Source organism: Rickettsiella endosymbiont of Dermanyssus gallinae, from assembly GCF_019285595.1.
GTDB lineage: Bacteria > Pseudomonadota > Gammaproteobacteria > Diplorickettsiales > Diplorickettsiaceae > Rickettsiella_B.
Window position 1 is genome coordinate 188,536 of the sequence record NZ_CP079094.1, and the last position, 21,852, is coordinate 210,387.

The 21,852-nt window shown below is 39.9% G+C and carries 23 protein-coding genes and 1 tRNA gene; 12 read left to right on the top strand and 12 right to left on the bottom strand.

Features of this window, described 5'->3' with window-relative positions; genetic code table 11:
* Positions 1–19 precede the first annotated feature (19 nt).
* The 3 genes from KX723_RS00985 to KX723_RS00990 all read left to right on the top strand — a co-directional run bounded on the left by KX723_RS00985 (position 20) and on the right by KX723_RS00990 (position 1,232).
* On the top strand, positions 20–625 hold the full coding sequence (locus KX723_RS00985) for a transposase (RefSeq protein ID WP_246562477.1): 606 nt from the start codon (positions 20–22) through the stop codon (positions 623–625).
* Between the two features lie 36 nt (positions 626–661).
* Positions 662–796, top strand: a complete 135-nt coding sequence (locus KX723_RS09715; protein WP_281421160.1) for a hypothetical protein — start codon at positions 662–664, stop codon at positions 794–796.
* A gap of 163 nt (positions 797–959) precedes the next feature.
* Positions 960–1,232, top strand: coding sequence for a hypothetical protein (locus KX723_RS00990; protein WP_218814272.1), 273 nt, complete (start codon positions 960–962; stop codon positions 1,230–1,232).
* On the opposite strand, the gene KX723_RS00995 is transcribed toward KX723_RS00990, so the two are convergent.
* Positions 1,210–1,872 (bottom strand): class I SAM-dependent methyltransferase, encoded by a 663-nt coding sequence (locus KX723_RS00995; protein WP_425516587.1) that lies wholly within the window; start codon positions 1,870–1,872, stop codon positions 1,210–1,212. The two genes, KX723_RS00990 and KX723_RS00995, sit on opposite strands and share 23 nt — an antisense overlap.
* 121 nt (positions 1,873–1,993) lie before the next feature.
* Here KX723_RS00995 and KX723_RS01000 point away from each other — a divergent pair.
* Together KX723_RS01000 and KX723_RS01005 are read left to right on the top strand one after the other, a co-directional pair.
* A tRNA-Glu gene (locus tag KX723_RS01000) sits at positions 1,994–2,069 on the top strand.
* Between the two features lie 351 nt (positions 2,070–2,420).
* The gene (locus tag KX723_RS01005; RefSeq protein WP_218814273.1) at positions 2,421–3,038 is read left to right on the top strand and encodes a carbonic anhydrase; all 618 of its coding nucleotides are present in this window, start codon (positions 2,421–2,423) and stop codon (positions 3,036–3,038) included.
* A 27-nt stretch (positions 3,039–3,065) separates the two neighbouring features.
* Here the strand turns inward: KX723_RS01005 and KX723_RS01010 are convergent, their stop codons facing one another.
* Genes KX723_RS01010 through metG form a run of 3 tightly spaced genes read right to left on the bottom strand, consistent with a single transcriptional unit; the run spans position 3,066 to position 6,129 of the window.
* Positions 3,066–3,800 (bottom strand): class I SAM-dependent methyltransferase, encoded by a 735-nt coding sequence (locus KX723_RS01010; RefSeq protein ID WP_218814274.1) that lies wholly within the window; start codon positions 3,798–3,800, stop codon positions 3,066–3,068.
* A gap of 41 nt (positions 3,801–3,841) precedes the next feature.
* A complete protein-coding gene (locus KX723_RS01015) occupies positions 3,842–4,432 on the bottom strand; it encodes an RnfABCDGE type electron transport complex subunit B (protein ID WP_218814275.1) in 591 nt (196 codons plus the stop codon).
* Positions 4,429–6,129 (bottom strand): methionine--tRNA ligase, encoded by a 1,701-nt coding sequence (gene metG, locus KX723_RS01020; protein WP_218814276.1) that lies wholly within the window; start codon positions 6,127–6,129, stop codon positions 4,429–4,431. The genes KX723_RS01015 and metG overlap by 4 nt, the downstream gene beginning before the upstream one ends.
* A 180-nt stretch (positions 6,130–6,309) precedes the next feature.
* On the opposite strand from metG, the gene apbC reads away from it, so the two are divergent.
* The 5 genes from apbC to KX723_RS01045 all read left to right on the top strand — a co-directional run bounded on the left by apbC (position 6,310) and on the right by KX723_RS01045 (position 9,795).
* Positions 6,310–7,131 (top strand): iron-sulfur cluster carrier protein ApbC, encoded by an 822-nt coding sequence (gene apbC / locus KX723_RS01025; protein WP_218814277.1) that lies wholly within the window; start codon positions 6,310–6,312, stop codon positions 7,129–7,131.
* Positions 7,132–7,205: 74 nt separating this feature from the next.
* Positions 7,206–7,772 (top strand): dCTP deaminase, encoded by a 567-nt coding sequence (gene dcd / locus KX723_RS01030; RefSeq protein ID WP_218814278.1) that lies wholly within the window; start codon positions 7,206–7,208, stop codon positions 7,770–7,772.
* 126 nt (positions 7,773–7,898) lie between these two features.
* Positions 7,899–8,147 carry a hypothetical protein gene (locus tag KX723_RS01035; protein ID WP_218814279.1) on the top strand — a complete coding sequence of 83 codons (249 nt, stop codon included), beginning with the start codon at positions 7,899–7,901 and terminating at the stop codon, positions 8,145–8,147.
* Entirely contained in the window at positions 8,095–8,265 is a 171-nt protein-coding gene (locus tag KX723_RS01040) for a hypothetical protein (RefSeq protein WP_218813323.1), read from the top strand. The genes KX723_RS01035 and KX723_RS01040 overlap by 53 nt, the downstream gene beginning before the upstream one ends.
* Positions 8,266–8,400: 135 nt before the next feature.
* A complete protein-coding gene (locus KX723_RS01045; RefSeq protein ID WP_218814280.1) occupies positions 8,401–9,795 on the top strand; it encodes a hypothetical protein in 1,395 nt (464 codons plus the stop codon).
* Here the strand turns inward: KX723_RS01045 and rsmA are convergent.
* The 6 genes from rsmA to KX723_RS01075 all read right to left on the bottom strand — a co-directional run bounded on the left by rsmA (position 9,792) and on the right by KX723_RS01075 (position 16,322).
* On the bottom strand, positions 9,792–10,592 hold the full coding sequence (gene rsmA, locus KX723_RS01050; RefSeq protein ID WP_218814281.1) for a 16S rRNA (adenine(1518)-N(6)/adenine(1519)-N(6))-dimethyltransferase RsmA: 801 nt from the start codon (positions 10,590–10,592) through the stop codon (positions 9,792–9,794). The genes KX723_RS01045 and rsmA overlap by 4 nt on opposite strands.
* A 16-nt stretch (positions 10,593–10,608) precedes the next feature.
* On the bottom strand, positions 10,609–11,769 hold the full coding sequence (locus tag KX723_RS01055; RefSeq protein WP_218814282.1) for a dihydrolipoamide acetyltransferase family protein: 1,161 nt from the start codon (positions 11,767–11,769) through the stop codon (positions 10,609–10,611).
* On the bottom strand, positions 11,766–12,746 hold the full coding sequence (locus KX723_RS01060; RefSeq protein ID WP_218814283.1) for an alpha-ketoacid dehydrogenase subunit beta: 981 nt from the start codon (positions 12,744–12,746) through the stop codon (positions 11,766–11,768). Before KX723_RS01060 ends, KX723_RS01055 begins: the two co-directional genes overlap by 4 nt.
* Positions 12,743–13,828, bottom strand: a complete 1,086-nt coding sequence (gene pdhA, locus KX723_RS01065) for a pyruvate dehydrogenase (acetyl-transferring) E1 component subunit alpha (protein WP_218814284.1) — start codon at positions 13,826–13,828, stop codon at positions 12,743–12,745. The genes KX723_RS01060 and pdhA overlap by 4 nt, the downstream gene beginning before the upstream one ends.
* A 5-nt stretch (positions 13,829–13,833) precedes the next feature.
* Complete coding sequence (locus tag KX723_RS01070; RefSeq protein ID WP_218814285.1) at positions 13,834–14,901, bottom strand: Glu/Leu/Phe/Val dehydrogenase family protein; 1,068 nt, start codon at positions 14,899–14,901, stop codon at positions 13,834–13,836.
* A 224-nt stretch (positions 14,902–15,125) separates the two neighbouring features.
* The gene (locus KX723_RS01075) at positions 15,126–16,322 is read right to left on the bottom strand and encodes a multifunctional CCA addition/repair protein (protein WP_218814286.1); all 1,197 of its coding nucleotides are present in this window, start codon (positions 16,320–16,322) and stop codon (positions 15,126–15,128) included.
* 339 nt (positions 16,323–16,661) lie between these two features.
* On the opposite strand from KX723_RS01075, the gene KX723_RS01080 reads away from it, so the two are divergent.
* Complete coding sequence (locus KX723_RS01080; RefSeq protein WP_218813323.1) at positions 16,662–16,832, top strand: hypothetical protein; 171 nt, start codon at positions 16,662–16,664, stop codon at positions 16,830–16,832.
* Positions 16,833–17,776: 944 nt separating this feature from the next.
* The gene (locus KX723_RS01085; protein ID WP_218813323.1) at positions 17,777–17,947 is read left to right on the top strand and encodes a hypothetical protein; all 171 of its coding nucleotides are present in this window, start codon (positions 17,777–17,779) and stop codon (positions 17,945–17,947) included.
* Positions 17,948–18,156: 209 nt separating this feature from the next.
* Here KX723_RS01085 and KX723_RS01090 read toward each other — a convergent pair whose 3' ends face one another.
* Positions 18,157–20,079, bottom strand: a complete 1,923-nt coding sequence (locus KX723_RS01090; protein WP_218814287.1) for a glycoside hydrolase — start codon at positions 20,077–20,079, stop codon at positions 18,157–18,159.
* Positions 20,080–20,173: 94 nt separating this feature from the next.
* Positions 20,174–21,820 carry an FAD-dependent monooxygenase gene (locus KX723_RS01095; protein ID WP_218814288.1) on the bottom strand — a complete coding sequence of 549 codons (1,647 nt, stop codon included), beginning with the start codon at positions 21,818–21,820 and terminating at the stop codon, positions 20,174–20,176.
* Positions 21,821–21,852 lie beyond the last annotated feature (32 nt).

Below are 21,852 nucleotides of genomic sequence, written 5' to 3' on the forward strand. Positions count from 1 at the left end.
ATTGCTGAGACTCACGGGAGTGAAGGTTTCGGAATTTGCTCAGATATGTGAACGTGTTAAGCCCTTATGGGAGGAAAAGGTAGAATTACAGAAGCGTACTATGGGTCGAACGCGTTGTTTAAAGACGTTAGAAGACAAGTTACTGGCGCTATTAATCTATTATCGGACCTATATTACGCATGAATTTATAGGGTATTTATTTGGATTGCATAATTCGAATGTATGTCGCTTGTTCAAATTACTTGAACCCCTGATGGCAAAGAAAATAACGATCAAAAAGGATAGAACACTCACTCAGGAAGAAGTGCTGAAATTACTGGTGGATGTGACAGAACATCCGATACGCCGTCCCCAATCCTCCAAGAAACGTAAAAAAACCTACTCTGGTAAGAAGAAAAAACACACCCAAAAAACGGAATTAGCGATGGCAGAAGGAGGTAAAATATTGACGGTGTCTCATACACATCCTGGAAAAAAACACGACTTTCTTATTCGAAAAGAGGAAAGGCCTCTGCATCCATTTGCCGAAAAATACGTTGATTTGGGTTATCAAGGCTATCAAAAACGAGCGTCTAACGTCATATTACCTTTTCGGCGCAAGCACAAGCAAGCTTTGACGCCGTAACAAAAACGGCATAATCGCAAACAAGCCTCTTTTCGAATGAAAATAGAACACAAAATTCGTGAGTTAAAGGTATTTAAAATTTTATCCGATACCTATCGCAATTTCGGTAAAAAATTGCATTTACGCGTTAACATCGTCGCAGGTATCGTTAATTTAAAGCATGGCTTTTAAAGTTTAAACGTTAATTTAAAAAATAGAATACCTGTTTTTTCTAACTCCTTATCTCAATATCGCTTTCGCAGAAGGTCTAGTTGCTTTATCAGCAATCAATATGTTTATTCATATAATACTTCCTCTTTGTGGGGAACTAAAAAATAATTATATGGGGAGTCATGTGTTAAATTTTTTTAAAGCGTATCTTAAACAGTGGCCCTCGTTTCTTAAATCATCACCCTCTTTGCTACAGGCATTTTTTTCTACGCTTAGCGTTAATATCAGTAAGTCCGCATCGAATGGTCTAACAAAGGTGACTGATGCAGGTTTTGCATTAGCTGCAAATATGCCAACTTTTTTTAGAGGGTTAGTATCTGAGAAGGCTGTAACGGAGAAGTCCTGCCAGGTAGAGACGAAAGCAGTTATCCGTGCTAGCGTTTCTGGATCAGGGTAATTCCATCGCCCAAGGGTAAAAGGCTCATGTTCACACGTTGGTCGTGATAGATCATGGTATTTAACTGACGGATAGCCTCTGTTTGTTTGTCATGGTCTTTTGGATCAGCAACCCGACCGCTCCAGAGCACATTATCAATAAGAATGAGGCCGCCTGGGCGGACTAAGGTAAGTGAACGCTCATAGTAATTGGCATAATTGCATTTATCGGCATCGATAAATGCAAAATCAAATGTATTCGATGCGCCTTGTTCTATTAATTGATCCAGTGTTTGCAACGCGGGTGCTAGCTTTAGATCAATTTTCTGTTCAACGCCGGCTTTTACCCAAAAGCGTTTTGCGATAGCGCTGGTTTCAGTGCTGAGATCACACGCTATTATTTGACCATTCTCAGGTAATGCTAAGGCAACGGCCAGCGAGCTATAGCCGGTGTAAACACCGATTTCTAAGGTTTTTTTTGCACCCATCAACCCGATGAGCAATGCCATAAATTGTCCTTGTTCTGGGGAGATTTGCATCACCGACGAGGATAGTTTGGCTGTTTCTTCGCGCAGAGACTTCAGGATAGCGGGTTCGCGTAAGGAAACCGAGAGCATGTAGTCATACAGCGAGGGTGTTAAATTAAGGGTTTTGCTAGACACGGTTATGATTTATTAGTTGCGATTAGAAATCCCATTCTAACATAGCTTCGACAAGAGCATATTTTAATCATTGACATTCCAGTTAAGCGCAGCCAAAATAGCCAGCCTTACCAGAAGCCAGGTCCCCATCGTCTAGAGGCCTAGGACACCGCCCTTTCACGGCGGTAACAGGGGTTCGAATCCCCTTGGGGACGCCAAATAGGCTGATCTACGCAAAAAATTTCTTATTTTTACCTTTATTCTATTGGGTTCTTATTCAGCACGATTGACGATGTGTTTTTAGCAAAATTTTATACTGAATGGTATAAAGTGTTGTTGTCTTATAAATTAGGTGTAAAGATTTATTTATTACCCATGATCCTTCTCTGTTAGTCGTTGATAGTTTTTTAAAAACATTGATCAAACGTAACAAGCTTAGATAAGTTTTAGATGTAAAACTATCATTAACGAGCTTCCATTAAATTAGTTTTAACGCTATCCTTACCCGGGCTGTTTATCGTTTCCTGAGAATAATATATCTCTAAATTTAACAAGTTAGGAGAGTAAAGATGGAAAAAGAAAAATCGTTTAAAGATCTTCTTGATGGTTATCGTCTGTTTCGACAGAAATATACAGGTGATAATTCGATCATGAAAAACCTTTCTGCGCACGGCCAAAATCCACAGTTTATGCTGGTGTCCTGTTGCGATTCCCGTGTTGACCCCGCTTTAATACTTCAATGTGATCCAGGCGATTTATTTGTAGTGCGTAATATCGCTAATATTGTCCCGCCTTATGAAAAAGATGAAGCATTACATGGAACGAGTGCTGCCTTGGAATTTGGGATACGTCGTTTAAATGTACGAGATCTTATTTTATTAGGGCATAGCCAGTGTACCGGCATTCGTGTCTTATTAGAAAATGGAAATTTGCAACAAAATGATTTTATAACGAAATGGGTTTCGTCTATAAAAATACCTGAAGCTGAATTGAATGAATTAAAAGATCCTGATGAGTATGCAAAATTAGGATTAACGCGTTCTTATGAGAATTGTCTCACTTTTCCTTGGATTAAAGAAAAAATAGATAAACAGGAGTTAACAATACATCGTTGGTTCTTTGATATTCAAACCGGTCAAATTTTTACGTATTCCGACAAGTATGATATTTACCAACCATTAGAATAATGACTTTCTAAAAAGCTATTATATTTTTTATCGGTGAGCGCCAATTAATAGCAACATAGGCCGCTCACGTTCATCCGCCAATTCCGGCATGGTGGCAAGCTGTTCTTTGCTAGGTCCCCATTCTTCGACGTGGGAGAGAGTAAAGCCTTGCTGAATTAAGAGATTCAAATAAGTTCCCATGGTGCGATGTTGTTTTTTAACGGCTTTGCCAAGCCAGTTTTTGATGCGCTCACCTTCTTGCTGATAATGATTAACCGGCCATGATTTTTTTCCACTCGTACTTATAATCCAATCAGGGTTTTTTTGGATGGGTGCGGTGTAAATAGGATGTTCTACAGAAAAAACAAAATAGCCGCCCGGAACAAGCGCGTTATAGATATTTTTTAACAATGCAGAAATATGTTCAATATAGTGAAGCGTTAGAGAGCTGTAGACAAGATTAAAGCTTGATTGAGGCAATGCCAATTGCTCCATATCACCCCCACGATAATTAATCGAGCTAGCGTAGGGCATTGTTTTGGCTTTCTCTATCATCTTTTCAGAAATATCGATCCCTATCACTTGTGCAGCACCCTGCTCTTTAGCATATCGACAAAACCAAGCATAGCCACAACCTAAATCGACTATATTTAAATTTTTTAACACAGGAAGCTGAGCACACAACGCAGGCCATTCGGGCGCACCTTCTAAGCCATGCTTTGAGCGGTTTAGTTGTGAATATTCCCCAAAAAAATCAGAGTCATCATAGATATTTTGTGGCATTATTTAATGAACCTTTTTGTAAAATAAATGTATATTCGTTTTCAAGCGGTTACGCTGGTATTTATTTTTTTTGCTTTTGAGCGCGCAATAGCGGCTTCTATATAAGTACGTTGATTATTTGTTTCTTCATTTTTTTTCTGTTGAACGGCTTGTCTCTTAATTTCGCTTAGCCGCTGTTTTCGTGCGTAGAAACGTTGACGTGTTTTTTTAGGCTGATAAGCAGGCGTTTTTAGGGAGATGATATCAATGCAATCCACTGGGCAAGGTGCAACACAAAGTCCACAGCCCGTGCATTCTTGCGTTAATACGGTATGCAGTTGTTTGGCACCACCTAAGATAGCATCAACAGGACAGGCTTGGATGCATTTAGTGCATCCAATACATTCAGTTTCGCGAATATAAGCGGTTGCAGGCAATTTTTCTTGGCTTATCATTTCCTCTAAAAAAGGCTTAGCATCTCTTTTTAAGAGATCAGCGAGCGCGTTTAATGTTTTAACACCGCCGGGAGGACAACGATTAATGGCCTCTCCATCGGCTATTGCTTCCGCATAAGGTAGGCAACCATCGTAATTGCATTGACCACATTGGGTTTGTGGTAATAATTGGTCAATTTGCGCTACAAGATTTTTCATTCGATGTTTAGCTTCTGAGTCGTAGCTATAGCATCATTTTGTATGGCACGGATAGCTTCTTCTTGAATGCGCTGCAATAAGGGTGTGAACGGTAGAATAGTGTGATCGCAGAGTAAATCTTGACAATTCTCCCAGCTCATTGGCGCTATATTAAGAAAGGCTTCTACTTTTTCTGCCGTAACCGGTAGTACAGGTTTTAAATAGGTCATTAAAATTCGAAATAAATTTAACCCTAGGCTGCAAACAGCATGCGCGCGTTCTATTTGCTCAGGGATTTTTACTAGAGCCCATGGTTTTTCAGCATCGATAATTTGATTAGCTTGATCTGCTAAATCCATAATGGTGCGTATTGCACGGCTAAATTCACGATTTTCATACGCTTGTGCAATCTTATCGCCTTTCTCAATAAACTGCGCAACTAATTCTGGCGCATGACAAGACGAAGAGAGCTTATTGTCAAACCGTTTATTAATAAAACTCGCACAACGACTGGCAATATTAACTAATCTCCCCACTAAATCCGCATTGATGCGCTGGCTAAAATCATCAAAATTTAGATCAAGATCTTCCGCTTTTTTGTTAAGTTTGGCAGCAAAATAATAACGTAGATATTCGGGATCTAAGTGCTGCCGATAATGATGTGCTGTGATAAAAGTGCCACGGGATTTCGACATTTTCTGTCCATTGACTGTTAAATAGCCATGTACAAAAACACCGGATGGCGTACGAAAATCGGCGCTCTTAAGGATAGCAGGCCAAAAAATAGCATGAAAATTAATGATATCTTTCCCTACAAAATGATAGAGCGCTACTTTTTCGCTATTTGTCCAATACTCATCAAAATTAAGATCAGGACGGCGTTCACAGAGGTTTTTAAAACAGGCCATGTATCCGATGGGCGCATCTATCCAGACATAAAAATACTTGTCTTCTGTGCCAGGGATTTTAAAACCAAAATAAGGTGTATCACGCGAAATATCGAGATCATGTAACCCTTCTTTAAACCACTCTAAAAGTTTATTACTAACTTCTTCGGCAAGGTGATGCTCGCTTGTAATCCATGTACGTAAAAAATCGGTATAATTCGAAAGCTGAAAGAAATAATGTTCAGATTCTTTAGCAATCGGTGTGGCGCCTGAGAGTGTGGATTTTGGGTCGATGAGATCTAAAGGTGCATAGGTTGAACCACAGGCTTCGCAATTGTCGCCATATTGGTCGGGCGTTTTACAGCAAGGACAGTTTCCTTTTACATAGCGGTCAGGGAGAAACATCTTCGCTTCGGGATCATAGGCTTGATTAATGACTTTAGTGCGAATATCGCCTTTTGCTTGCATACGCGCATAAATCAATTCTACGAGCGCTTGGTTTTCGGGTGAATGGGTGGTGTAGTAATTATCAAAGCTAATATGAAAGGCATCAAGATCTGCCTTATGTTCATTAGCAATGAGCTTAACTAATTCTTCTGGTTCTATACCGCGTTGTTTAGCAGCCAACATCACGGGTGTGCCGTGGGCATCTTCGCCGGATAAGAAGATGCAATCGCGCCCTAGCATTTTTTGAAAACGTACCCAGATATCAGCTTGAATATGTTCTAATAAATGACCCAAATGAATGGAGCCGTTGGCGTAGGGTAATGCCGTTGTAACCAGTAGCTTTTGTTGGGATTGCTGCCTATTTAGCTTTTGCGTGGTATTCATTGCCAAAGTGTGCCTTTTTGTTAGGATATACTCTTCGCACTTGAATGTTTGGCTGCGTTGCCGCTCAATTCGCCACCCTCATGTATTCTGTATACACTCCGGTGGCTTCATTTTCGCGGCGCCTTGTCAAAAATCCAATTGCTGTGAGTATAGTCGTCAAATTATAACGTTAGGATTACGATGCTAAAAATTACAGATAGAGTCAAGCATATTATTGCCATTGCTTCAGGTAAAGGAGGCGTAGGTAAGTCGACGACGGCAGTTAATTTAGCCTTAGCGCTGGCCGCTAGAGAAGGGGTGCGGGTAGGTCTTTTAGATGCTGATATTTATGGCCCGAATCAACCCCAGATGCTGGGTGTAAGCGAGAAACCAACGAGTAAAGATGGCAAGACTCTAGAACCTGTACATGCACATGGTATTCAATCTATGTCGATTGGCTATTTAATTGACATTAATACCCCCATGGTATGGCGTGGTCCGATGGCAACCGGTGCCTTACAACAACTGTTAAATGATACGCATTGGGATAATTTAGATTATTTGATTGTTGATCTTCCTCCGGGTACTGGGGATATTCAATTGAGTTTAACCCAGAAAATCCCCTTAGCCGGTGCGGTTATTGTGACTACGCCACAAGATATTGCTTTACTCGATGTGCGTAAGGCGATTGGAATGTTTAATAAGGTAAAAGTGCCTCTGTTAGGGGTTGTAGAAAACATGTGCGCGCACGTATGTAGTCAGTGTGGACATGAAGAGCCTATTTTTGGCGAGGGCGGTGGAGAACGTATTGCCAAGGAATGTGGCGTAAACTTACTGGGTGCTTTACCTCTCGATAGTAAAATTCGAAAACAGGCTGACTCAGGTAAACCTATTTTTTTGGAAGATACAGAGGGTGCTATTGCTAACATTTACCGCGATATTGCTGATAAGATTGTAAAACAACTCGCGGGGCAACCTAAAGATCCCACTCGCTTCCCTAAAATTGTTATTGAAAAAAAATAGCTATACTCACAGCAATCGGATTTTCGTCAGCACCGCCGAAAATTTAATTGTAAAGCGTATACGAGGAAATATTTATGTCTATTAAATCAGATGCTTGGATTTGTCGTATGGCAGAAGAAGCAAAAATGATTGAGCCTTTTGAGCCACAACAAATTCGTCGTAATGAGACAGGGCGAATTATTTCCTATGGTGTATCCAGTTATGGTTATGATGTGCGTTGTGCGAATGAGTTTCGCGTCTTTACTAATATTAATTCAGCGATTGTAGATCCAAAATGTTTTTCTGACGCAAATTTTGTTAGTGTAAAAGGCGACGTTTGTATTATTCCACCGAATTCTTTTGCTTTAGCGCATACCGTTGAATATTTTAGTATCCCGCGAAATATTTTGACTATTTGTTTAGGAAAATCAACGTACGCACGCTGCGGCATCATTGTCAATGTAACGCCTTTAGAGCCTGAATGGCAAGGTCAAGTGACATTGGAATTTTCAAATACAACACCGTTGCCAGCAAAAATTTATGCAAACGAAGGCGTTGCACAAATGTTGTTTTTAGAATCGGACGAAGTTTGCCAAGTTTCTTATCGCGATCGCCAAGGAAAATATCAAGGTCAAAAAGGCGTTACTTTACCCGTTACTTGACTTAGTTTTGTGAGTAATCTGCTTGCTATAAAACATTGTTTTAAAGTTTTTGCGTTCCCTTAAATTTTTGTTAATATATTACCGCTTTGGTAAATATAGATAAAAATAATAAGGGAGAAAATTTAAATGGGTTTTCCTAAAGTCATACAAACCGCTTTAGCAAGCTATTACCAACAAGTGGGTTGGTTGCAACGAGGTTTAGATTGGTACCATCCGAGTATCAATGCATTAAGAAATCTTTCTAAAGTTGATCAGAATAATCTTTTTAAGATTTATCAGTGTTTTTATGAAAATCTACCTGATAAATCGCAAGTTGCTTACGATGAGACAGGAAAGCATTGTGAAAGCAATGCGAAGTCGAAGAGCCCGCGATAGGCGTGCGTTGACGGGCGAAGCAGGAAACGCATCACGCCGTAAAGTCATTTGTGGGAGGCACGGGCATGAACTCCGAAGGAGTGAGTGCGTGCCGGACGCAGGACGTATCGCGGCCTAATTTCAGTCGCGTCATGCGAACGAATTTCGGGGACACGATGGCCGAAATTCTTCGGGAGCATAGCGACTCACTTGTCAAGTTTATCAAGTTTATCAAGCCGTATTAAACCATTTAAATATTGCTTCATCTGAGGAAGTGATTGATGCGGTGGATGAGCTTAATTCCAACGATCTCTTAATCGCGCAGAATTTTTATGTTGTTGTTTCGCAGGATAGTCCTATTCTCATTGCGCGTGCATTATGCGCACTCAAGCATGTTGGCCTTTTTACATTTAAAAACATAAATGCAATTAAACGACATGCCAATCCTAAGTCTATTTGCGCCATATTATGCAAACTCCATGAGATGGACCGTTTAACAAAAGTAAATTTGAATCAGCTTTTACATTTAAACGATAGTTATTTGTTGGTATATGCCGCTAATTTTATATTTCCTGCTATTCCCTATCATTTATTTACACAGGCTGTATTCAGGCAAATTATTATACGGGTGCAACAAGCTAATCAACGACAGTTGGATCAATGCCTTGATCAATTATTAGGTAGAAACAATAATATTCCCATACCACCCCTTCTCAATAACGAGCAAAGCACTCATACCGCCAGTATTCATCAATCTGTATCTGAATCTGCAACTAAATTGTTAGCTCGTTATGGAGCAACGTTAGAAGGTGTTGGACTTGAGGATACTTTAAATAAAATAAAAGCCTATGTAGAGGGGTTAGACAATAGTTCTGTAAAAAATAAAGCCTCTAAACGTTGCATTAAAAGAGTTATTGATACGAATGATATTTTCATAGACCCTATTTCGAAAATAAACTTCCAAGAACTTTTAGCTCTCGTATTCTTAGCGATTCAGGATGATAAAAATCGGCTTGGTGATAAAGAGGATGCGTATCTGCAATTTATTGAGGGACTATATGAGATCCAACGCGGTTATAACTTATCAGAAACCGGTACTGATCAAGGCGGCGCAGATAAACCTATTTGTATGGCAGGCACGTTTAATAAATTGATCGAAAAGTTACAGAGTATTCATCTAGGTTGTGAGGCGCGATTTATTACGCAAAAAATAGCGTCTCTTAAATTACCCGCTGTAGTACATAAAATAGTAATACGTTATTGGAATTTAAAGACTTTATCTCATCCAAAAACGGCGGAAGCTTTTCTTTGGTTTACAAGTTTGGTCAAAAGAATTACAACAAATTTTTTTGAAAAGAATTGGAGTAAAATTAAAGAACAAGTGGCTGAATGTATGTTGGATGAATTTAGTAGCCTTTATCCGGCAGGTATGAAAGATCCTAAATTCATAGGGCTTATAGAGGCAGGAGAATATACCAGATTAGATTTAAGTCGTTTCCAAAAGCGAATCTCGCACTCTGCAGGCTATCATCAATATTGTAGCCAAATGCTTAGACATTCTGCATTTTTTTTCAGCGAAGATAAATATAATCGTTCAGAATCACCAAAAAATGATTCATCATTTAACAATGAGGGAGAATGTGCTGAATTTGTGCGAAGCACCTATTAATTTTTGGATTGTTGTAACTGAGACAGAAAATTACTTATTTTTACATAGTCCATCACAGAGAGTTCTTCAGGACGTTGTTTGGGATCAATTGCTAATAACTCAAATTGTTTGATATTAATGAGTTTTCCTAGGTTATTCCGTAACATTTTTCGGCGGTGGCTAAAAGCAGTACGCACTATTTCAGCAAATAATACGGGATCATCTGCTTGCCAAGGCGGGGTTTGATAAGGAATAAGACGAATAACTGCAGAATCAACTTTGGGTGGTGGGTTAAAAGCACCTGGTTTGACAATAAATAATTTTTTAACTTGGCAATAGTACTGAATCATAACGCTTAAGCGTCCATAATGTGCGTCTCCTGGTTGAGCGGCCATGCGCTCAACGACTTCTTTTTGCAGCATAAAGTGCATGTCTTGGATAGCATCTACTTGCTCTAATAAATGAAATAATAGGGGTGTAGAGATATTATAAGGAAGATTTCCAACGATGCGCCATCGTATATTAGGCGCTCCGGCTGAACGTAAATCAAATTTTAAAGCATCCGCTTGGTAAATAATCAACTCCCCTAGCGGCGCACATTGTTTTTTTAGCAAGGGGATGAGATCTTTATCCAATTCAACAACGACTAATCGATTTAAGAGCGGCAATAACTCCTGTGTTAAGGCGCCCATTCCGGGGCCAATTTCCAGCATATGATCCATTTTGTTAGGATGAATAGCCGAGATTATTTTTTCAATAATAAAGCTTTCATGTAAAAAATGCTGGCCGAATCGTTTACGTGTTTGAAATGGAAACATAAGCGCTCTTATTTTTTTAAGAAGTTTGTAAGTCTCGTATTAGCGCAGATAAAAATCTTGCTGCTTCGCCGCCAGTAACCGCACGATGATCCACCGTTAATGATAAGGGAAGTAATTTATGTATGGCTGGTTTTCCTTGATCGGCAACAACCGCCTCGCTAATACGTCCTACCGCTAAAATAGCTACCATCGGTGGAATAATGATGGGGCTTGCATAGCGCCCAGCAAAAACACCGACGTTGGATAATATAAATGTCGCACCGCTAAGATCTTCAGGTGGAATACCACGCGTTTTTACCCCTGCTTTAAATTCGTCGATTTTTTTACGTAAATCAATAGCGCTGCATTGTGCAATATTTTTTAATACAGGTACAAATAAACCTTCTGGCGCATCCATGGCAATCCCTAGATTAATATGTGGGTGTTGCCGTAAAGCGAGATGCGTTTCATCAAACCAGGTATTTAATCGAGGTTCGCGTTGGCAGGCTGCCATGATGGCGCGTATTAAACGTAAAGTCACATCTGTTTTTTCGGGCCACGCATGGATATCTGCGTCATCGACTAAGGTTACTGGCACTACGGTTTGATGTGATTTGCTCATGGCCATCGCCATGGCGCGCCGTACCCCGCGTAGAGGTTCATAATCTTCTGTGGGTTTTGTGAGGGGTGGTGCAGATGTTGTTATTTTTGTTGAGTTTTTTGTTGCGTTTTCTAGGTCGGACACCGTAATTTGCCCTGCTGGACCTGTGCCTACGCAGTGTTCAAGATCAACTTGCATTTTTTTTGCTAAGGCGCGAATAGACGGAGTTGCTTTAACGCCTTGAGCCGATGCAGTACCATTGGAACTAGGTTGAATACCTGTTGCGAGTTCCTCAACAATCGTGTCGCTAGTCTGTAAATTCCCAACAACTGTTGCCTTATCCGTTGGCGATTTATCTTTATTATCGCTTTCAATATCAATCAATGCAGCGCCTGTCTTAATAATATCACCATGGTTCCCATATAGTTGTATTACTTTGCCATTAAAAGGCACTGGAATATCAACCACCGCTTTAGCCGTTTCCATGGCTACCATTGGGTCGTCAACTTTTACGATATCACCCACCTTAATATACCATTCGTGAATTTCTGCATCGGGCAAACCTTCGCCCAAATCAGGTAGGTAAAATAATGTCATGTAAACTCCAATGTTTGATCAATCACATTGATAATTCTTGTTAGACTCGGCAGATATTGTTTTTCTAATTGCGCATAAGGTACTGTTACATCGTAACCGGTAACGCGCTGTATGGGCGCTTTTAGCGATAAAAAAGCTTTTTCGCTTAATTGCGCAGCGATTTCTGCGCCTACCCCACAAAAACGTGCTGCTTCATGAATAATGACACAGCGTCCCGTTTTTTCTACAGAAGTGAGAAGTGTGTCACAGTCTAATGGTTTAAGTGTGGCTACATCAATCAGATCGGCGCTCAATCCTCTTGCGAGCAAACTATCGGCGGCCATTAAACTTTCGTGTAGCATAGCGCCCCAGCTTATCAGTGTAATGTCCTTTCCTTCGCGTAAAAGAAAGCTTTTGTCTAATGGTAGCGCTTCTCCAGTATCAGCTACTTTTTGTTTTTGTAGACGATATAGACGTGTAGGTTCTAAAAAAATGACAGGATCAGGATCGCGAATTGCCGCAAGTAATAATCCATAAGCACGTGCGGGTGAAGAAGGAACAACAACGCGTAAACCTGGCGTGTGAGCAAAAATGGCTTCAGTACTTTCAGAGTGGTGTTCTGGTGCATGAATACCGGCCCCATAGGTCATGCGCATAACTAATGGACATGATAATCGCCCGCGTGTGCGGTTACGAAAACGTGCGGCATGATTAATAATTTGATCCAATGCGGGGTAACTAAATCCCATAAACTGAAATTCAGCAACAGGTTTTAATCCCTGTGTGGCCATGCCAATTGAAAGTCCTGCGATCATTGATTCAGCCAGCGGTGTATCTAAAACACGATCAGCCCCAAACTTTTCAAATAATCCCTGCGTTGCACGAAACACACCGCCATTTATACCAATATCTTCGCCTAATAAAACAACTTCTTTATCAGTATTCATTTCATAGTTTAATGCTTGATTAATCGCAGCTATTAGCGTTATTTCTGTCATTGGCTAAGCATCTCATGTAATTTAAATAAGGCAGTTGCTTCAATGCGTTGTTCATTTAGATCCGCCGGTAATTTTGCAAAATGGTAGTCAAACAGATCAGTAATGGCAGGTTTAGGCAAAGCAAGATATTCATTAACGGCATTTTCTACATTGAGATTACATGTTTGTATAAAGTTTTTGTCTTCTTCTTCAGTCCAATAGGCTTGATCGAAGAGATAAGTACGTAAGCGTGAAATAGGTTCTTCTTTATAAGCATGTTGCAGTTCTTCGGATGCTCGGTAACGTGCCGCATCATCGGCAGTAGTATGATCACTTAAACGATAGCTTAAGGCTTCAATGACGCTGGGTCCTTTTCCTGTTCGTGCTTTTTCAGCTGCTCTTTCTACCGAAAATTTGACAGCAATGACATCATTGCCATCTATTTGTTCACCCTGAATGCCGGCAGCAATGGCTTTTTGTGCTAACGTTTGAGCATACGATTGTGTTTTACGTGCGGTGGAAATAGCCCATTGATTATTATTGATCACAAATACAACAGGTAATTGCCAAGCACCGGCAATATTTAAAGCTTCGTAGAAGTCACCTTCTGAAGTGGCGCCATCACCGCAGGTGGTAACAACGACACGTGCTTGTTTGCGAAGCTTGAAAGCTGTTGCAACACCGGCGGCATGCAAAACTTGCGTCGCGATAGGGACACAAATAGGAAAATCATTAGGACATTCGCTGTAATGATTTCCCCATTCATTTCCTTTCCAGAAGCTAAGAATTTCCTGCATTTTTACGCCGCGCATCAGTTGTGCACCGTAATCTCTATAAAAAGGGCATAAAATATCTTCTTTCCTCATGCTAGCGCCTATCCCTACAGAAATAGCTTCTTGTCCAAGCGTGGAGGCATACGTATTCAGTTTTCCTGTCCTTTGTAAAGTGACTGCTTTGCTGTCAAAAAGTCGCGTTAGTAACATGGCTTGATACAGTGGGAACAACGTTTCTTTTTTAACAAAAGAGGGTAAAGCTTGTGTAGGCTTACCGTTCGCATCTAAAAAACAGGTGTAATCTATAGAAAAGCTTGCGACTTCGCTCATAATGATTAATCCCTTATAACGGCATGTGCATTAGGTTTAATTAATCGTGCTTCAGCCATGCTATCTGCAACTTCATGAGGAAGTTTATTTTCTTTGTGTGCACGTTGAAATAGTTCTAATAAGGTATCGTAAATTGCTTGTATATGTTGTTCTACGAATTCTTTATTGATGCAATTACGATATTCTGCATAAGCGTAAATTAAGCCGCCGGCGTTTATAACATAGTCAGGTGTATATAAAATTCCTTTTTCTTTTAATAAGGTGGCATGGCGTGGTTCGGCTAACTGATTATTCGCAGCACCTGCGATGATGGCTGCTTTTAGCTGGGGGATTGATTCATCATCTAAAATAGCCCCTAAAGCACAAGGTGAAAAAATATCGCATTCAACGGCATAAATATCCTCAGATTTAACGATGGTTGCGCCCAGTTCTTTTGCACAGTGCGTCGTTAGTTTTTGATCTCGATCACAAACCGTTAAACGAACACCTTGTTTATGTAGTCGATTAGCTAGGTTGTAGCCAACGTGCCCTAATCCTTGTAGTGCAACATGTAAACCTTTTAAGGTATCTTGTTGAAATTTAAATTTTACGGCCGCTTCTATGCCACGCAATACACCTAAAGCGGTATAGGGCGCAGGGTCTCCTTTATGTTTTGAAGTCGTTACGGCATAGGGTGTTTCTAAAGCAATGTTATCCATATCGTTCATAACGACACCACTATCCATCGCAATAATGTAACGACCTTTTAAATCATTAACGAAGCGTCCTAAGGTTTGAAAATATGCATTTCTATTTTTAAGTTCTTTGGGACGCATCAATACCGTTTTTCCGCCACCTAATGGCAGGTTTGCCATGGCTGCTTTATAGCTCATGCCTTGCGCTAAGCGCAAAACATCATGAATGGCGAGATCAATAGAGGCGTATTCTATAAAACGACAACCACCGAGTGCAGGGCCTCGTTGTGTAGAATGAATTGCGATGACAGCATAAAGCTCCTTCGCTTGATCAATTTTGAAATGTAATTCGCCAAACCCTAAATTTTTTGCATACTGCAGCAGATCGTTGCTTAGCATCAGTAACCCTGATTCCTTCAGAAAGACGATTAATAGTAAGACATACTCTTCACACTTGAATTTTTGGCGGCGATCCTGCTTGCCTCGCAACCCTCAGGCATACACGCTGGTTGCTTCGTTCTTGCGGCGGCCTTGCCGAAAACCCCATGCGGTGAGTATATTTTTTTGTTGGTGTTTTAATAGTGAGTGCACATTCTAAGAGAGTCTGCGCAGGCATGCAATGGTTAACTGGAATGGATAAGATGGGATAGCGCTTCAATACGCTGTTGACGCAATTTTTTTCCTAGTATTTGGCCTTCTAAACCTTGTTTTATTAAAGCAGCTACAGAAATAGATTTAGCAGTAGACAATGCGGCTAATATTCTATTTTTTTGTAAATACGGGTTAGAATTTAAACCAGCGTAGGCATGAAAATCAGCTTCGCAGACTAATAAAAATTGTTGAAATCGAGCCAGTTGTCGAAAAGCATCTGTTTTTTCTAACAAGTTAAGTAAAGTTTCTGCATCGAGTTCTAATGCACGATGTGCCAGCAAATGATAGCGTGCTGTTATTATCGCTAAAGAAGAATAAGAAGTGGGTATACGATAGCTTTTACATAAATGTTGAATACTAAGCATGCCTGTTTCATTTGTTTTTCCTGGTAATTCTCTGCCTAAATGACATAGCAGTGCAGCAAATCGTACCTGCGGATCAGAGCTTAATTTAATAGCACAGTCGAATGTCGCTAAATTGTTGGTTCTTTTTTTATCTTGTTGGTCTGAAGCGATAATAAAATTAGTATAGAGCATCTGCAATGCAGGAAATAAAATAGCTAAGGCGCCGCAGTCAAACAATGTCTTAATAAATGCTTGTGGGGTGGGTTTTGTTAAAGCGAGGGAAAATTCCTGCCATACACGCTCGGGCACTAATGCGTTGACTTCACCTGCTTTGACCATTGTTTTCATTAATTGCATCGTTTCTGGTGCTACATGAAAGCCCAGGTGTGCAAAACTAGCCATAAAGCGTGCGACACGTAAGATACGTACGGGATCTTCAATAAATGCGGGTGAGATATGACGAAAAACTCGGTTGGCAATATCTTCTTGTCCATGATAAGGGTCAATAATTTCTCCAGTAGTCGTTTGCGCTATTGCATTAATGGTTAAGTCGCGTCGTTTAAGGTCAGCTTCAAGCGTGACATCTGGTGCCGCATAACAGGAAAAGCCCTTATAGCCAGGACCTGTTTTTCGTTCGGTGCGTGCGAGCGCATATTCTTCGTGAGTTTTTGGGTGTAAAAAGACAGGAAAATCTTTTCCTACTAAGCGGAATCCTTTTGCTAACATTTGCTCAGGGGTTGCGCCTACGACCACATAATCGCGTTCCTTGATTGGGTTGCCCAATAACGGATCACGTACAGCACCACCGACTAAATAAATTTCCAAAGAGTTATCCTTTTATTGACCAACGCTATACGCTTTGCACTAGGATTTTCGGCTGTGTTGCCGAAAATCCCATTACTGCGAGTATACCTAAGATCAAAGCTAACAAAAAAAGCTAGCGTGTCAAGTTCGGGCAGGTATCAGTCTCATTCGCTTCTGACAAATCTAATAGTGATGTTAAAGAACGTGTTGGAGACATGAAAAATTTAGTAGTGGGTCGGCATTGCTTTGAGTTGATTTTTTCTACGGCAAGATCGAGATAGGCAAGTCTCTTTTCTGTAAATAGGCTGGGATCTTTTTCAGTTCCGGTCGAATTAATGACATTGGCGTCTAATTCTTTCGATGAGACAGGAAAGCATTGTGAAAGCAATGCGAAGTCGAAGAGCCCGCGATAGGCGTGCGTTGACGGGCGAAGCAGGAAACGCATCACGCCGTAAAGTCATTTGTGGGAGGCACGGGCATGAACTCCGAAGGAGTGAGTGCGTGCCGGACGCAGGACGTATCGCGGCCTAATTTCAGTCGCGTCATGCGAACGAATTTCGGGGACACGATGGCCGAAATTCTTCGGGAGCATAGCGACTCACTTGAAAAATAATCGTTAAATACGATAATATTTTTCTTCTATACTCTAATATTTGTAGTTTGCTATCTAGATGCTCAGCAAAAAAAAGAAGGTTACGCTGCCGGGAGTTAAGATGGTAGGTGAGAAAGTTGGCGATCCCATGAATAATTATTAATGGAAGGAAAATTAGAGCACGGCATATATACATAGGAAGTGAAATGATTGCTAAAAAACTTTTAAAGCCCAAGCTGCTTTCAATTGCTATTTGTTCTCCTAGACTAAACCCATAGAATGCGCCAGCTGAAAAATAAAATAAACGACTCAGGATTTTTTTTGTTTTTACAGAAGAAGCAATGATTGGACGTTGTCTTTTGTCTTGATAATTCGACTTATAAATATCATTATTCTTTAAATAATCGCTAAATAGTAAAAAAAGCTTTTGAGATTCCTGCGTTGATTGATTTCTAGCTCTAGCAGTTGAATCTCTTTACTCAAAAATTCAAATTTTTGCCATTTTTCTAGCGTTATTGTTTGTGATTCCCCTTTATTATCTATAAAGCTAAATTCACAGGACTCTTGTAAAAGCGAACGAATAGTTCTTTGATAGGTATTTTTTCTAGATTGGTAGTTAATAAGGTGGCTTATAAAAAAACGCAAACTGGAATTAAAATGAATAGACCCACAGTAAATGGAGAGCTTATAAGGCCTATGAGCGCTAATGCACCGATATAATTAAAGAAAATAGAGGCTGCCCAAGGTATCAAATAGGCAGAGAGCGTAACACTCATAATCTTTGTTACAAGCGAAGCAATAAATTGAGTCTTTGGCGATACTTGATTTAATCTTTGATAGATCAAAGAGTTTTCAAACTGAAGGTTTAAAATAATATCATTCGATGAGACAGGAAAGCATTGTGAAAGCAATGCGAAGTCGAAGAGCCCGCGATAGGCGTGCGTTGACGGGCGAAGCAGGAAACGCATCACGCCGTAAAGTCATTTGTGGGAGGCACGGGCATGAACTCCGAAGGAGTGAGTGCGTGCCGGACGCAGGACGTATCGCGGCCTAATTTCAGTCGCGTCATGCGAACGAATTTCGGGGACACGATGGCCGAAATTCTTCGGGAGCATAGCGACTCACTTGAGCATTTTTAGGAAACTTGGAAGTGGATTCAACCATCTATTTCTCCTCCTTCTTTAGGTAACCTATACTATAACTACTATTGTTTTATTAAGTCAATAATTTATTTTTTATTTACAAAAGAATAAATTTTATTTGTTACTTTTTATTTGAATAATTTCTCGGACAAAATAGGTGTTGGCTACCATCTTCTTTCCATTGTGCTTGAATGCAATCCGGCTTTATTCCTTCGAAAGTTATTTTTGAAAAATTTGCCGTTAGTATAAGTCGGTTTCCGAATTGCGTTTGTTGAACTAAGTGGTCTGTGGTTAACCATTTAAATTCTGTTAAAGGTTCTAAGCCCGTCATCTGGTGTAAGGGAGAAAAAAATTGATAGTATTCTACAAAGTAATTTTCATTGTCTGCTAAGGTTTTTTTATCTAATACCCAAATAGGTGGAATGTTATAAAGATTTTGTAATAAAGCCTTTGTTTGTCTAAGCGTAGGAATTTTTAATTCGTTGAGCTCCCAACGGTCGGTAGAAATGACAGAATCATGAAAAACAGCTTCATAGAGTGGAAGCCGATAACGTGGATCATAAGCCGCATGAATAAGTTCATGCGGCGCCTTATAGGGCTTAAATAAAACAGTAGGTTTTGTGTTAGGCCACCAAGCCCCAAAGTGTTTTTTATCTTTTAGACAAGGCCAAAATGCCTGTGAAAAACTTAAAAACCCACCATTATTATAGGCGATAATAGCGTTAGACCAGGCTAAGCCTGTTTCAGATCCGAGTACTAGTTTTTTAGTGCTACTGATGTAACGCATGCGTTCAACACGATCTTCTAAATCTTGTAATCGAGTCATAGGGTGTTGCTTTGAGTAATCTTCATACAATGGGGCAGCGGCGTCGCAGTCGAGGAAAAGGCTATTGTCACCTTTGGTTAGCATGGTATCGATATGGTTTGCTATGTTTTTTTCTTTAGACTCTCTTAAGCGTAAGGCTTCGGCACTTAAATAGCAGCCGCGGTTTGCAAAGCCAGTTAAGATATTGCCATTTTTATCGCGAATACAGGCTTCAGGCCATAAATGATTAGGCCAGCTTGAAGTTATGCTATCGGAAGTTTTTGGATTTTGTGCGTTATCAAAACTATCATAAGGTGCAATCAAATAACCCATGTTTTCAGCTGTAATAATATAGGTTTTATCGATATTAAATCCATTCTTAACAGGCGTTGCATCGTAACCAATCCAAAGACGTTTAATACCCAGAGCATCAAATTTTCGTAACATATCGATGCTTTTTCCATCGCCCCAAACCCATACATGAAAAGCCCCCAATAATTTATTAACATTCGCGTTTTCCAGTATTTTTTGCTTAAGTGAAACAAATTTATTTTGTTCTATTAGTAGGTGGCGATAATCCAGCGCAGGGCTAATCGGTGAATTACCAGTAGAATGGATAGATATTTCATAAGCAGGTAAATGCTCACGTTTTAAAAACTGATGGGTGTTGCTTAAGTAAAGCTGTGCATTTTTTTGTTTGACTTGCGTCGCGGTGTTTTCATCGTGATCCGCCATGATGGTGCTGATAGTACCTAGGCTGTATTGAATGGCCCAAAAAGGCATACTTAAAGATAAGTCAGGGTATTTTTTAAACTCGTTAAGCCAAAATAAATTATGGCTGGGGATATATAAACCTTCACCCTCTGGAATAATTAAAGTGTTTACTAGCGGGTCTAAACCCATGTTTGGCCACTGAAAATTTTGTTCCTTATTGGTAGTAAATAAAAACTTCAATCCTTGGCCATCTACAGTGACTTTAACATGCATTTTAAGCTTAGGGTAATTCCATTGAGCTTCTTTAGTATTATTTTTTAGATCATTTACTTTATCAAAAGGATAATCACCTTTTGTGAGATCAATTTTTTCTGAACTATCGCTAGGATTTAGGGAGATGGCTAATGTTGCAGGATTCAGTGTAAATAATCCTACTTTGCTTTTTAATTCAATGAGCTCATGTGCCCAGCTTTGTGAGTATATAAAAAAAAGGGTATAAATGAGTAGCCATCGTTTTTTAAACATAATTAAGTGCCCAGATTTTTATTAACACGAAGGTTAAAAAATTTTAATCAACAAGCGATAGTTATAATCTAGCATAAATGGGACGATTTATTGGTTATTTTCCAAATAAACGCTTTAAATAATTATTGGCTGCCGTTAAATCGTAGCCATAGGCGCGGAACCCTATATAACCATCCGGTCTGATAATATAAATAGCGGCTGAAGTAACACCATAACGTTGGAAGAGCACCTCATTGTCTGGTGAGGCTTGAAAAGGGTGGATGTGTACCCAGTCGGCATAGCTATAGGCTAGAAGTTTTAAATTTTCTAAGTCAGCCTGCTGTGTTTTTCCCCGTTGAAATAAAAGTAGATGAAAAGGTTTATCTCTTAACATAGAAAAGAGGCTAGAGGCGTTGATGGGTGCGTCCGGTGCACGATATCCCGCGTGCGGGCCTTTCTTAAATGCAGTATTAGCATTCTTTGTAATTTCATAGATAAATTCATTGCTATGATAATGAATATTTAATTGTGACATAAACCAAAACAAACGTTGTTCCGCATGTTTTTTTGCAAAAACAAATCTTATAAAAAAAGGTAAAAATAGATTGCGCAGCAGAGAAACTAAATAATTTTTAGCTGTCATGAAGGAAAAGAAACGGTCAGTGGTTTTTAATAAGATTTTTCCTATACGATGTCTTTCTGTTTCGTAGCTCATTAAAAGTTGCTTTGAGGTTCTTTTTTTCAAGACCAATGCCAGTTTCCAGGCTAGGTTTGTGGCATCCTGAATGCCTGTATTCATACCCTGCCCGCCGACAGGGCTGTGAATATGTGCCGCATCTCCAGCTAGAAAAGCACGTTTTTGGCAATAAGTTTGTACACCACGATGGTGTAGATAAAATTGTGATAGCCAAATGGGGTTTATTAGTTTAACAGGCGTTTGAGTAATATTATGGGCTGCAATTTCTATTTCAGTGATGCTTGGGGTCGACAATTTTCCTTGTGAAGAAGGATCGGCACGTCGTGCCAACATAATACGGCTGAATGTTTTAGTAAGTGGGATATGCACAAAGATGCCGTGTTTCCTTAAAAAAAATAAGAATTTATCAGATGAAAAACGCCACTCAATTGTTGCATCCGCTAAAATGAAACTTTGCTTGTAGGCAGCACCTTCGAAGGAAAAATTAAGCGTATGGGGGACAGTACTATGTGCGCCATCACATCCTACGATATAAGCGCAGCAAATTTCTTGTATTTCTCCTGTAAGACAGTTTTTTATTTTTACATTCACCGTGTTTTTATCTTGTGAAAAAGTAACCAGCTCTTTTTCTCTTTCAATAAAAATATTTTTTTTCTCTAAAAACTCTATCAGAATACGTTCAGTTTCGGTTTGTGGAAGAAAATAGATAGAAGGGAAGGGCGTGTTTTGTTGAGGAAATTTAGCAAAACTTATGGCAGCTTGTTTTTTTTCATTGATAAAAAAAGCAAAGTCTATCCCAGTGCGCGCAACCTTAAGGAATTCAGAAGAAAGGCCTAAATTTTGGAAAATTTCCATGGATTTTGCTTGAATAGCAAAGGCACGCGATTCAAGCGCACGATCTTTTTGCTTATCAAGAGTACGGAAACTAACGCCGAATCGTAGTAGTTGGCATGCCATCATCAATCCGGTAGGACCGGCCCCAATAATTAATACCTCCGTATCTATACGCTTCGCACTAGAATTTTCGGCTGCGTTGCCGTTCAATTCGCCATCCTCATGTATCATAAATACACTCCGGTGGCTTCGTTTTCGCGGCG